The following is an 11,656-nucleotide window of genomic DNA, read 5'->3' on the forward strand; positions in this document are numbered from 1 at the left end:
TTAAGATGTGTAAATTGTAATTTTCATTAACCTGACTGGAATATTTAGCATGATTTACTAAAGTTATCTGGGTGAGGTGAAATAATTCTGCTTTTTCATCCTAAATGCACGGGAGAATATAATGAGCGATTTAAAAGACCACTTCATCGACTGGCTGCGCGATGCACACGCCATGGAAGAACAGGCGGAAACCATGCTTAACGGCATGAAAGATCGCGTCAAGGATTACCCACAGCTGCATAACCGTGTGATTCAGCATCTGGAAGAAACCAGACAGCAGCAACAACAGCTGAAGAGCTGTATCGAACGGCTGGATACCTCCACGTCCAGCATGAAGGATCTGGCGGGCAAGGCGGTAGCGCTTGGCCAGACGCTGAGCGGCTTCTTTGTCGAGGATGAGATCGTCAAGGGCTCCATGAGCTCTTATGTCTTTGAGCATATGGAGATTGCTTCCTATACCACGTTGATCGCCGCTGCCGAATTGGTGGGAGACTATGAAACCCAATTGGTACTGGAAAAGATTCTCAAGCAGGAACAGGCGATGGCCGACTGGTTGCTGGAAAATATGCCATCTATCACAAAGGCTTATTTAAATCAGAAATAAACGTTTCTCTTATCCAGAACAGAAGCAAAGAAATGCTTAATGCATCCTTAGATATTTAATCGAAAACTAGCGAGGAAATATCATGGCTGATGTTGTGAGGTATCAAAATAAGATCATCTTAGGTGCCGAGATATTACCACCGCCGCATCCCATGGACGGCAGTTGTAAGGGCAGTATTCTTATCCACTGCGAGCAGTCGCCGGAAATTGCCAAGATATTGAGCTCATTAGGTGAATGGGACGAAATAGAATTGGAAATTAACGGCGAAAAGACGCTGTGTCAGGTTGAAAAGTACGACCGAGAAAGAAATATCATTGCCTTGAAATCTGACAAAAGGCAAAGCAACGCTGAGATCCCCTATCAGCAGGAAAAGTAACCCAATTTCATTGGCTAACGATACAACGGAGGCGACATGGAACAGAGAAACCAACCTGCACAGCATCAAGACGAACAGCCGGGCTTCGAGAATGAAATGCTGCCTGAACCGGTCTATGACGATCCGGCGTACCGCGCCGGCGGTAAACTGGAAGGGAAGGTGGCGATCATTACCGGCGGTGATAGCGGTATTGGGCGAGCGGCAACCATTGCCTATGTGAAAGAAGGGGCAAAGGTAACGGTGGTTTATCTGGATGAAGATGAAGACGCTAAAGAAACCAAGCGTTGTGCGGCGAAGTACGGCGGGGAAATCCTGCTGCTGAAGGGCGACCTGCGAGATAATAGCTTCGTGAAGCAAATCGTGGCGAAAACCATCGCCAACTTCGGCAAGCTGGATATTCTGGTCAATAACGCCGGCGAACAACACCCGGTCGATCAACCGGAGATGATCACCGAAGAACAATTGGAAAAAACCTTTGCCACCAATTTCTTCAGCATGGTGAAGCTTACCCAGACGGCATTGGAATATCTGCCCAGGGACGGGGCGATCATCAACACTTCGTCGGTGACGGCCTATCACGGCAATCCCGATCTGATTGACTATTCGGCGACCAAGGGTGCGATCACCGCCTTTACGCGTTCGCTGGCGCTGAAGCTGTGCGAACGGGGGATCCGCGTCAATTCCGTGGCACCGGGGCCGATCTGGACGCCACTCATTCCCGCCTCATTTGGCGCAGATAAAGTGGCCAAGTTCGGTAAAGATACGCCGATGAAACGCCCTGGACAGCCCTCGGAACTTGCTGCGGCCTATGTGTATCTGGCAAGCAGCGATTCGTCGTACATGACGGGACAAACGCTGCATATCAACGGCGGGATGATCCTGAACGGCTAATTGCCCCTCTCGGCCCGGTCTGCGCTCAAAACCGGGCTTTTTTGTGCCCGAAAACGACGCTTTCCAGCATAACCTTTACCTACCAAGGGGCTAGCGTATGAAAGTTTTTGATTTCAATAGAATTGCAATCAATGATTATCCGTACACCTATCTGCTTGAAGTGGCGTTTCGTTCGGTGTTTACCTTTTTCCTGGCCTATATTTTCCTGCGCTGGGTGGGGCGGCGTGGCGTTAAGCAAATGACCCTGTTCGAGTTGATCATCATTCTGACCCTGGGGTCGGCGGCCGGCGATGTAGCGCTTAACCAGGATTCGCCGCTACTGCCGGTGATCGTCACGTTTATTACCATTACCGGGCTGTATCGATTTTTTACCACCTTGATTAATAAAAGCACACGCTTGCAGATTAAATTGGAGGGCAAGCCGATTTTATTGGTTAAAGAAGGTGTGCTGCATTGGGAAAATACCAAGAAACAAAGTTTTGCCTATGAAGAGTTTATTATGGAGTTGAGAGAGAAGGGCATTGATCATCTTGGGCAGGTCAGACTGGCGATATTGGAGATAGATGGCAATCTTAGCGTCTATTTTTACAAGGACGAAGATGTCAAACCAGGTTTGTCGGTGCTGCCATTTTCCATGGTTGAGTGTTGTAATGCCATCGAAAATGATAATTACTATTCATGTACTTGTTGCAGTCATACCTGTTTTTTGAAAAAAGGCGACGATTTTATTTGCCCACGTTGCCAGTCTAAAAAGTGGACCGTGGCCAGTAAAGAAAAACGTATTACCTGACGTCCCTGTCAGGAATATATTACCAATACATTATACTGTATATGATGGCTAGAATGACCACAATAACGCCAATAATATAAGCGTAATAGGGGCGTGGCCCCTTCATGCCGGTTTTTGAGGACTTTTCCCTGGCTGTTTCAGATTGTTGGTCTCGCATGGTTTACCCTCCAATAACAGTGTCGCCTCCGAAAACAAAATACAAAAAAGGCCGGTAAGAACCGGCCTGTTTTCCCACCGGGAAGATAAGCCTGTTTAGGCGGCTTTTTGATTCACTTTCTTCTCTGCCAGCAGGGTCAGTTTGCTGTCGGTTGATTTTTCTTCTTCCAGCGTTTCGCCTAACAGTTTTTTCGCCGTGGTATAGCCCAATTGTTCTGCCAGCGCACACAGGGTGCCATAGGTGGCAATTTCATAATGTTCAACTTTCTGTGCCGCAGCAATCAGGCCTGCATCACGCACTGCGCCCGCTTCAACACTATCAATCACTTCCTGGCCTTCCTCGATCAATCCCTCCATCGCCAGGCATTTAATACGCTTTATGCGTACTTCCGGTGTGTTTTCCACCAGCTTGTCCAGCCGCTCAATTTGCCCCTGGGTTTCTTCCAGGTGCGCTTTGAACGCATTGGCCAAATCTTCCGAGCTGGCGGCGCGCGCTAATTTAGGCAAGGCTTTTGTGATCTGTTTTTCGGCGCTGTAGACATCCGATAGTGCATGAATGAATAAATCCTTCAACGTTTTAATTGACATAGTGACACTCCTATTTGGTTATTTCGGTGTGATGCTACGTTGTGAACATTAATCACATGCTCAATAATTAAGTTTAGCTGATGCTAGCCATTCTTGCCGCCTTGCAGGAGGCAGATTTTCTTGCGCACCATGGTTTGGGAATAATCTTAAAAAACTTTCTTTGTTAACTATTTAAACCGCAATTTTATTCTTGCTGCTGTGGGATTATGGATATGTCACCGTTTTTTTCCATGATGGCAAATTTAATTTTCTCCACATCCTCTATACCCTGTTTGTTACGTGCCACCTCCAGGATGTCATCAATGGTCAAATGCAATTTGGTTAGCCGCCAGCGCAGTATTTTGCCGTTTTCTACCAGAATTACCGGTGAGCCATCCAGAAACTTATCGGCTAAAGGGATATATGTTTTTATCAATGAGAAAATAATATCGATGGTAAATAATGTGATGATGGTAATAAAAGCTGCCGTGACCGAAAAGTCGTCCGGTAACATGGCCTGTTGTGTGGCCTCGCTGATAATCAACAATAAAATGAAATCAAAAGAGGTCATTTGCAACAAGGTGCGGCTGCCGGCGATTTTCAATACAATAAACAGAATCATATAGATAGCCGTAGCGCGGAAAACAATGTCCATAGCGATTCCTCACGGGTAAATCCATTGGTGAATAACGATAGGAGGAGCCTCACCATGCGCGAGGCTGGCGCTGAACCGTCCCCAAGCCTGGGCGCGTAAGGTGAGACTGAATGTGTGCCATTGCTGCCGATCGTCATCCGGCACGCTGAACAGGATCTGATTGCCGCGCTGCGTGACCTGTACCGATTGCGGCTGGATATTTTCTATCAGGTAGCTTGCCGTCAGGCTGTCCGATACCGTCAAGGTGAGCGGACCATCACCGTCATCTTTCACTTTTACCCACCACTGGCTTTGCGCACCTTGGCGTGCGAAGCGCTGATAGTCAACGGTGAGGGTGCCGTTAGGGTTTTCCTGTCGGGTGTTGCTCAACACGCCGTCGGCAAACACGCCGGCCAGGGCGGCGCCCACCACCGAGAACATCAGCGCATAACCCAGTTTTTCCAGGAACCATGACAAACGTAACAGCGGTATATCTTCTGTTACCGGCGTTTGTCGGCTTTGCTTTTCGTTTTTTATCGGGAGCGTCATTCAACCTCCAGGCGTGGTTGCATGGAATAACAAGTTTAGCGTAATTACGCAGCGGTAAACGTGGGTTCGCCAACGGTCAAGTCAACACATTCGTTTTTTCATATGTTTTGTTGACTTGTTGCCCCACCGGAATATGATAGGCGCGAGCAACAACCTGAGGCCATTATGACAACGCTGACACCTTTACGGCTGTTCAAAAACCTTTCAGACGATACTCGGCTGAGCATGGTGCTGCTGTTGCGGCACGCCGGGGAACTGTGTGTGTGCGAGATTTCGGCCGCATTGAGCGAATCCCAGCCTAAAATTTCCCGCCATTTGGCGATGCTGCGCGCCAGTGAGTTGCTGCAGGACCGACGGGAAGGCAAGTGGATCTACTATCGTCTTTCGCCGCATATGCCGGCGTGGGCGGCACATATTATCGAGCAGGCCTATCTCAGTCAGCAGGAACGGGTGACGCAGTTGGCCAGGCAACTGGCTGCCAGTGGTGCGTTAGCTGATAGCCGTGCGATCTGCCTGTAACGATGGCGAGTGCGATTTATAACATATGAAATTCCATATATTTTCAGCGTGTCACAAGGAGGCCCCATGTGGCTGGCAGGCGCAATTTTTATTCTGACCATTGTATTGGTGATTTGGCAGCCCAAAGGACTGGGCATTGGTTGGAGTGCTTTATTGGGAGCTGCCCTGGCCTTGCTGAGCGGCGTGGTGCAGGTGGGTGACATACCGGTGGTGTGGCACGTCGTCTGGAATGCCACGGCCACGTTTATTGCGGTAATCATCATCAGCCTGTTGCTGGATGAGTCCGGCTTTTTTGAATGGGCAGCGCTGCATGTTGCCCGCTGGGGGGGCGGCAAAGGGCGTTGGCTGTTTACCTATATCATTCTGTTGGGGGCGGCGGTTGCTGCGCTGTTTGCCAATGACGGCGCGGCGTTGATCCTGACGCCGATCGTCATCGCCATGCTGCTGGCGCTGGGCTTTAGCCCGGCGGCGACGTTAGCCTTCGTGATGGCGGCCGGCTTTATTGCCGACACCGCCAGTCTGCCGCTTATCGTCTCCAATCTGGTTAATATCGTCTCGGCCGACTTCTTCAAGCTGGGCTTTAACGACTATGCGTCGGTGATGGTACCGGTGAATATGGTGGCCATTGTTGCGACGCTGGCCATGCTGCACTGGTTTTTCCGCAAGGACATTCCGACCCGTTATGACGTCGCACGGCTGAAGGTGCCAGCGCAGGCGATTCGCGATCTAGCAACGTTCCGCGCCGGTTGGGGCGTGTTGCTGTTGTTACTGGTCGGTTTCTTCGCTTTGGAGCCGCATGGCGTTCCGGTCAGCCTGGTCGCCGCGGTTGGCGCATTGATTTTATTGTTGATCGCGAAAAAAGGCCAGGCGATCAACACCGGCAAAGTGCTGCGCGGCGCCCCATGGCAAATCGTGATTTTCTCGTTGGGGATGTATCTGGTGGTCTACGGCCTGCGTAATGCAGGGCTGACCGACTTGCTTTCTGCCGTGCTCAATCGTCTGGCAGATAGCGGCCTGTGGGCCGCAACGCTCGGTACCGGATTTATTACCGCCTTTCTGTCGTCGGTGATGAACAACCTGCCGACGGTACTGATTGGCGCGCTGTCGATCGACGGCAGCACTGCCGACGGTGTGGTCAGGCAAGCCATGATTTACGCTAACGTGATTGGCAGCGATCTCGGGCCGAAAATCACCCCGATAGGCAGCCTGGCGACGTTGCTGTGGCTGCACGTGCTGTCCCGTAAAAACATCAACATCACCTGGGGATACTATTTCCGCGTGGGGGTGGTGATGACATTGCCGGTGCTGTTTGTCACGCTGGCCGCTTTGGCGCTGCGCCTGTCCGTTGCGCGATAACAGAGAAAGAGGTGAGAGCGTTTATGAGCAATATAACGATTTATCATAACCCGGCCTGCGGTACGTCACGCAATACGCTGGCGCTGATCCGCAACAGTGGCGTACAGCCAACGGTCGTTTTGTACCTGGAAACGCCGCCAAGCCGTGATGAACTGATCGGGTTGATTAGTCAAATGGGCATATCGGTGCGCGATTTGCTGCGTAAAAACGTCGAACCTTACCAGCAACTGGATTTGGCGCAGGATAGCTGGAGCGATCAGCAGCTGATCGATTTTATGTTGCAACATCCGATCCTGATTAATCGCCCGATTGTGGTCACGCCGCTGGGCACCCGGTTATGCCGTCCGTCAGAGGCGGTGCTGGATATTTTACCGGATGCACAGTTAGGGCCGTTCAGCAAGGAAGATGGCGAAGTGGTGATTGACGCGCAAGGGCGGCGGGTGAGGTAAACCATGCTGCGGTATGGCAAGGGGGTTGCACAGGGGTGACCCCGGTGCTGAATTAAATTCCCTGCGTCTTCAGCCTGATAATGGCTTTTCTTTATCTGCCGCTTGATCCCGGTCGGCACCTCTAATACTGTATATAAAAACAGTGTTAGAGGTGCCGGATAATGTTTATCAAACTGAATGAAAAAGCAGCAGAATCTGCTTTCCCCTTGTTTGCCGAGCGCGTGCCCTGCGGGTTTCCTTCCCCGGCGCAGGACTATGTCGAGTCGCGGTTGGATATCGGCAAGCTGCTGGTGCGGCATCCTAACGCCACCTATTTTGTACGCGCCAGCGGCAGTTCGATGATCGATGCCAATATTCATGACGGCGACCTGTTGGTGGTCGACAGCGCACTTCATCCTGAGCACGGAAATATCGTGATTGCCGCCATCGACGGCGAATTCACCGTCAAGCGATTGCAGTTACACCCCACGCGGCAACTGATACCCATGAACCCGGCCTATGCGCCGATTATCCTGACCGAAGATGCAACGCTGGAAATCTTTGGCGTGGTGACGTTTATCGTCTACGCGGCGCGGTGAATTGACGCCATGGCCATGATTGATGGTGCAAACGTCATATTGCAGCCTATTGCTTGGGCGGAGTTTGGCCTTGAGCATTGGCATTTCCCGCCATTTTTTAACAGATGACGCGATCGCGCTTGTGACATAACTACGTTGTATCTATATACAGCAATTATTGTGAGTATCATCATGTTTGCTCTGGTGGATGTGAATTCGTTTTATGCATCTTGTGAAACCATCTTCCGCCCGGATTTGCGAGGGCAGCCGGTAATCGTGCTTTCCAATAACGATGGCTGTGTGATCGCCCGCAGCGCCGAAGCCAAAGCGCTGGGTATCCCGATGGGGGCGCCGTATTTCAAAATACGACAGGAAGCGCAGCGGCTGAATGTGGCGGTGTTTTCTTCCAATTATGCGTTGTATGCCGATATGTCGGCGCGTGTGATGGATACCCTGGAGGCGATGGCGCCAGCGGTAGAAATCTATTCGCTGGACGAGGCCTTCCTAAAGCTGGATGGCATGAGCAACGGCGTACCGCTGGCAGAGTTTGGTCGGGCGGTGCGCGATAGGATCAAACGAGAAACCCACCTGACGGTGGGCGTGGGCATTGCGCCATCCAAAACGCTGGCCAAACTGGCCAATCATGCGGCCAAAAAATGGGGGCAAACCAAAGGAGTGGTGGACCTTTCCGATCCGCTGCGCCAGCGTAAGTTGCTGGCGTTATTACCGGTGAGCAAGGTGTGGGGCGTTGGCCGCCGCCTGACGCGGCAGTTGCAGACCATGGGCATTGAAAATGCGCTGCAATTGGCGGACTGCGATACGCAACTGATCCGCAAAACGTTTAGCGTGGTGTTGGAACGTACGGTGCGTGAACTGCGTGGGGAATCCTGTTTGCATTGGGAAGATGTCGCGCCGACCAAACAGCAGATTGTCTGTTCCCGTTCGTTTGGCCATCGCCTGACGTGCTATCAGCATATGCGTGAGGCGATTTGCAGCTATGCGGAGCGTGCCGCGGAAAAGCTGCGTGGCGAAAAACGCTTTTGCCGCAACGTATCGGTATTTATCAAAACCAGCCCGCATGCCGCCGGCGAAGGTTATTACAGTAACCTGGCGACGGCACGGCTGACGATGCCGAGCAATGACAGCCGCGATATCATCGCGATGGCGGTACGGGCGTTGGATGAAATCTGGCGTGAGGGATGTCGCTATCTGAAGGGCGGGGTGATGCTGGGGGATTTCAGCGAGTCGGCGATGGCGCAAATCGACCTGTTTGACGAGCACCCGCCGCGCCGCAATAGCGGCCAATTGATGGCGGCGCTGGATAAATTAAATCAGGAAGGGCGAGGGCGGGTGTGGTTTGCCGGGCAGGGGATTGTCAAACCGTGGCAGATGAAGCGCGATATGCTGTCGCCGGCGTATACCACGCGGTATTCAGATTTGCTGCGTGTCAAATAGCGCGCTTAGGGATGTTCTGACCTAGCGGCATGTTATACAGGCCACCGCTGGACTGTGGCAGGGAATCAGTCCTCAAAATCATCAGGGAAGGCTGCTCAACGCTGGGCGAAGGGTTTGCTAATAACATAAAAAAGCCCCAGAGTGAATGGGGCATAAATCGGTAAAACTACTGTAGGTTTGCTTTATAATTTAATTAGGTTGTTATGAACTACCATAATTTAATTTTTAAACCTTCGGTAATCTGAGATTTAGCGATTATCTTACGGTGAATACAGTATACACATTTACCTGAACGCCAAAAATTAACCTGTGGTTACTGAGTGTTTTCCTGCTATTGTCGTGCAATAAAAAAGATATATTTAATGTGGGTCGGTAATTCATAAAATATCAATGGCTTGTTAATGTAATAGCAGAAACTAACGTGAGCAAGGAGCTGAAAGTGCGTACACTGTATTTACTGTCTGCTAAAACCGAATTTTCGTCGTAAGGGTAAATCACGCTTGCACTGGCCACGCCGGGAACCCTTAACCTGCGCTGCTTCATCGATTTTTGCCTGATATACTGGTTTGAGGAAGGCGCTTTCGCACCTGTCATCACGGAAACTATCGGCTCTGATTAACCTAAATAGTGAACAATGGTTATTGATTATAAGTCAATAAGTTATTTATTTTAATTAAATCGTCTTGCCTTTCTTTACTGATAGCCTTTTGAAGGCTGTGAAAGAGTAACCAGAATCAATAACACTATTGTGAAAGGATATGTAATGAAAGGGAATAAACCTGACCAGGTACGGCGCCTATTGGTAAAAGCCCCACTGTTAGTGCCACTATTAACCAGCCTGCCCGTATCAGCAAGAGAAAACATGATATTGTCGCTGGATGATAGTAATTCATATTCAGCGCCTTTGAGTGCTGGGCAAACATTACTGCTGAAGAATGCCGACATGCTTGTTACTATGGATAAAGAGCGCCGGGAAATTAAACAAGGCTGTGTTTTTATCAAAGGTAATACTATTGTGGCGGTGGGAACTGCAAGCGAAGTGCCACAAATAGCGGATAGGGTTATCGATTTGAAAGGCCATATTGTGATCCCGGGTCTGATCAATACCCATCATCATATGTTTCAGAGTCTGACCCGGGTGATCCCGGATGCACTGGATGGTGAGCTATTTAAATGGCTAACAGCGCTTTACCCCATCTGGAAAAAACTAACGCCAGAAATGATGAAGATCGCGACTAAAACTGCCATGGCGGAACTGATGCTCTCTGGCTGTACCACTACCAGTGACCACCAGTACATTTATCCTAACGGTATCAAGCTGGATCACAGCATTGAAGCAGCAGAGGAAATGGGTATGCGTTTCCACGCCTGCCGTGGAAGTATGAGTGTTGGACGTAAGCAAGGGGGGTTACCACCGGAGTCGCTCGTTGAAGATGAAAAAACAATCCTGAAAGATACTCAACGGGTAATCGAGCAATTCCACAATGCCAGCCGCGGTGCGATGGTCCGGATCGTGGTGGCGCCATGCTCACCGTTCACGGTCAGTGAACAACTAATGCGCGATTCGGCGAAACTGGCCCGCGAGTATGCTGTCTCGTTACACACTCACTTGGCAGAAAACGTCAGCGACATTGAGTACAGCAAAAAAAACTTCAATAAAACACCAGCTCAGTATGTAGAAGACCTGGAGTGGGTGGGCAGTGACGTTTGGCACGCGCATTGTGTGAAGCTCGACGATTACGGCATAAAGCTCTTTGCACGCACCGGTACCGGGGTCTCACATTGCCCGTGTTCAAACATGCGCCTGGGCTCCGGTATAGCGCCGGTACGCCATATGCTTGACGCCGGTATGCATGTAGGGCTGGGCGTTGATGGTTCTGCATCAAATGATAGTTCAGACATGCTTGCTGAAGTACGCCAGGCACTACTACTGCAACGTGTGGGATATGGTCCGGAGGCTTTGACCGCACGTGAAGCATTGGAAATCGCAACCCTCGGCGGGGCGAAAAATCTCAATCGTGATGACATTGGGGCATTGGCACCGGGTATGATGGCGGATATCGCCGTGTTCAGACTTGACAGTATTGGTCTCGCTGGCGCACAGCACGATCCTGTGTCGGCGCTGGTATTCTGTAATCCGGGGAAAGTTGCTTACAATATCATTAATGGTCGTGTGGTAGTAGAGGATGGCAAAGTCACTACGGTGGATGTGCCTATAATTATTGAACAGCACAATCGATTGTCTCATCAGCTTTTTGTTTCCTGAAAAAAACAGGGGTAAACCATAAGCGTTATCATGGTGGGCAATTGAATATGGTTTTTTAATTAATTGTATTAATTAAGATAAGCCAAATGGGAAGCCTGTGCGCGCATTCTGTATAATGCATTTTCTCAGAAGTGGCCGTCCAGGCGCTCTCCGAACTCGATAACAAAGCGGCTCATTACCTACTGTAGCCGCTGGTAAAAATTTCGCCGCTAGTTTGAGTGCCCGCAACTTTGACTGACGGTTGCCCGTCAATACTTCCCGGCGTCGATGACGCCAGTTGGAATCCCTGCACGGTGTTTTCCAGCTCTTTGGCCAGGCGAGCCGCGACTTTGTGCAACGTATCGTCAGGCGTAGCCGTGGCGCGCGAGACGACAAAGGTAAACTCGCTGGCATTGTTTTCACTTAACGTGAAGAGATTCATCGTTCTGTCTTTAAATGCATCGGGCAATTTAAATTTTGCCTCTTGCGTTACATAGTGCGTCATAGC

Annotated in this window: 14 protein-coding genes; 10 read left to right on the plus strand and 4 right to left on the minus strand. The window is 50.4% G+C overall.

Annotation, left to right across the window (positions count from 1 at the left end; all coding sequences use genetic code 11):
* Nucleotides 1–121: 121 nt before the first annotated feature.
* The 4 genes from NYE85_RS13080 to NYE85_RS13095 all read left to right on the plus strand — a co-directional run bounded on the left by NYE85_RS13080 (nt 122) and on the right by NYE85_RS13095 (nt 2,661).
* Complete coding sequence (locus NYE85_RS13080; protein WP_259005198.1) at nt 122–604, plus strand: ferritin-like domain-containing protein; 483 nt, start codon at nt 122–124, stop codon at nt 602–604.
* Between the two features lie 82 nt (nt 605–686).
* Nucleotides 687–980: a hypothetical protein gene (locus NYE85_RS13085; protein WP_259005199.1), complete on the plus strand. Its 294-nt coding sequence runs from the start codon at nt 687–689 to the stop codon at nt 978–980.
* A gap of 36 nt (nt 981–1,016) precedes the next feature.
* Nucleotides 1,017–1,871: an SDR family oxidoreductase gene (locus NYE85_RS13090; protein ID WP_259005201.1), complete on the plus strand. Its 855-nt coding sequence runs from the start codon at nt 1,017–1,019 to the stop codon at nt 1,869–1,871.
* A 97-nt stretch (nt 1,872–1,968) separates the two neighbouring features.
* Nucleotides 1,969–2,661 (plus strand): DUF421 domain-containing protein, encoded by a 693-nt coding sequence (locus NYE85_RS13095; RefSeq protein ID WP_259005202.1) that lies wholly within the window; start codon nt 1,969–1,971, stop codon nt 2,659–2,661.
* 252 nt (nt 2,662–2,913) lie between these two features.
* Here the strand turns inward: NYE85_RS13095 and NYE85_RS13100 are convergent, their stop codons facing one another.
* From NYE85_RS13100 to NYE85_RS13110, 3 genes are all read right to left on the minus strand, one after another.
* Nucleotides 2,914–3,405: a ferritin-like domain-containing protein gene (locus NYE85_RS13100; RefSeq protein ID WP_259005203.1), complete on the minus strand. Its 492-nt coding sequence runs from the start codon at nt 3,403–3,405 to the stop codon at nt 2,914–2,916.
* Between the two features lie 184 nt (nt 3,406–3,589).
* Complete coding sequence (locus NYE85_RS13105) at nt 3,590–4,039, minus strand: DUF421 domain-containing protein (RefSeq protein ID WP_259005204.1); 450 nt, start codon at nt 4,037–4,039, stop codon at nt 3,590–3,592.
* 9 nt (nt 4,040–4,048) lie between these two features.
* A complete protein-coding gene (locus tag NYE85_RS13110; RefSeq protein ID WP_259005205.1) occupies nt 4,049–4,567 on the minus strand; it encodes a hypothetical protein in 519 nt (172 codons plus the stop codon).
* Nucleotides 4,568–4,732: 165 nt separating this feature from the next.
* Between NYE85_RS13110 and NYE85_RS13115 the strand changes: the two genes are divergently transcribed.
* The 6 genes from NYE85_RS13115 (at nt 4,733) to NYE85_RS13140 (ending at nt 11,169) form a co-directional block, all read left to right on the plus strand.
* Nucleotides 4,733–5,086 carry a metalloregulator ArsR/SmtB family transcription factor gene (locus NYE85_RS13115; RefSeq protein ID WP_259005206.1) on the plus strand — a complete coding sequence of 118 codons (354 nt, stop codon included), beginning with the start codon at nt 4,733–4,735 and terminating at the stop codon, nt 5,084–5,086.
* A 66-nt stretch (nt 5,087–5,152) separates the two neighbouring features.
* A complete protein-coding gene (locus tag NYE85_RS13120; protein WP_259005207.1) occupies nt 5,153–6,442 on the plus strand; it encodes an arsenic transporter in 1,290 nt (429 codons plus the stop codon).
* A gap of 23 nt (nt 6,443–6,465) precedes the next feature.
* Nucleotides 6,466–6,891 (plus strand): glutaredoxin-dependent arsenate reductase, encoded by a 426-nt coding sequence (gene arsC, locus NYE85_RS13125; RefSeq protein WP_259005208.1) that lies wholly within the window; start codon nt 6,466–6,468, stop codon nt 6,889–6,891.
* Between the two features lie 161 nt (nt 6,892–7,052).
* A complete protein-coding gene (gene umuD / locus NYE85_RS13130; protein WP_259005209.1) occupies nt 7,053–7,469 on the plus strand; it encodes a translesion error-prone DNA polymerase V autoproteolytic subunit in 417 nt (138 codons plus the stop codon).
* A gap of 171 nt (nt 7,470–7,640) precedes the next feature.
* Entirely contained in the window at nt 7,641–8,903 is a 1,263-nt protein-coding gene (gene umuC / locus NYE85_RS13135) for a translesion error-prone DNA polymerase V subunit UmuC (RefSeq protein ID WP_259006320.1), read from the plus strand.
* 862 nt (nt 8,904–9,765) lie between these two features.
* A complete protein-coding gene (locus NYE85_RS13140) occupies nt 9,766–11,169 on the plus strand; it encodes an 8-oxoguanine deaminase (protein WP_259006321.1) in 1,404 nt (467 codons plus the stop codon).
* Nucleotides 11,170–11,344: 175 nt separating this feature from the next.
* Here the strand turns inward: NYE85_RS13140 and NYE85_RS13145 are convergent, their stop codons facing one another.
* Entirely contained in the window at nt 11,345–11,653 is a 309-nt protein-coding gene (locus NYE85_RS13145) for a DcrB-related protein (RefSeq protein WP_259005210.1), read from the minus strand.
* Between the last annotated feature and the right edge of the window lie 3 nt (nt 11,654–11,656).

Source organism: Serratia sp. AKBS12 (genome assembly GCF_024793895.1).
In the GTDB taxonomy this organism is placed as follows: domain Bacteria; phylum Pseudomonadota; class Gammaproteobacteria; order Enterobacterales; family Enterobacteriaceae; genus Serratia_F.

Coding starts and splice junctions, on each gene's coding strand:
- NYE85_RS13120 (WP_259005207.1), top strand. CDS start 5,153: ATGTGGCTGGCAGGCGCAATTTTTATTCTGACCATTGTATTGGTGATT.
- NYE85_RS13105 (WP_259005204.1), bottom strand. CDS start 4,039: ATGGACATTGTTTTCCGCGCTACGGCTATCTATATGATTCTGTTTATT.
- umuC (WP_259006320.1), top strand. CDS start 7,641: ATGTTTGCTCTGGTGGATGTGAATTCGTTTTATGCATCTTGTGAAACC.
- NYE85_RS13100 (WP_259005203.1), bottom strand. CDS start 3,405: ATGTCAATTAAAACGTTGAAGGATTTATTCATTCATGCACTATCGGAT.
- NYE85_RS13140 (WP_259006321.1), top strand. CDS start 9,766: ATGATATTGTCGCTGGATGATAGTAATTCATATTCAGCGCCTTTGAGT.
- NYE85_RS13085 (WP_259005199.1), top strand. CDS start 687: ATGGCTGATGTTGTGAGGTATCAAAATAAGATCATCTTAGGTGCCGAG.
- NYE85_RS13080 (WP_259005198.1), top strand. CDS start 122: ATGAGCGATTTAAAAGACCACTTCATCGACTGGCTGCGCGATGCACAC.
- NYE85_RS13095 (WP_259005202.1), top strand. CDS start 1,969: ATGAAAGTTTTTGATTTCAATAGAATTGCAATCAATGATTATCCGTAC.
- NYE85_RS13110 (WP_259005205.1), bottom strand. CDS start 4,567: ATGACGCTCCCGATAAAAAACGAAAAGCAAAGCCGACAAACGCCGGTA.
- NYE85_RS13090 (WP_259005201.1), top strand. CDS start 1,017: ATGGAACAGAGAAACCAACCTGCACAGCATCAAGACGAACAGCCGGGC.
- arsC (WP_259005208.1), top strand. CDS start 6,466: ATGAGCAATATAACGATTTATCATAACCCGGCCTGCGGTACGTCACGC.
- umuD (WP_259005209.1), top strand. CDS start 7,053: ATGTTTATCAAACTGAATGAAAAAGCAGCAGAATCTGCTTTCCCCTTG.
- NYE85_RS13145 (WP_259005210.1), bottom strand. CDS start 11,653: ATGACGCACTATGTAACGCAAGAGGCAAAATTTAAATTGCCCGATGCA.
- NYE85_RS13115 (WP_259005206.1), top strand. CDS start 4,733: ATGACAACGCTGACACCTTTACGGCTGTTCAAAAACCTTTCAGACGAT.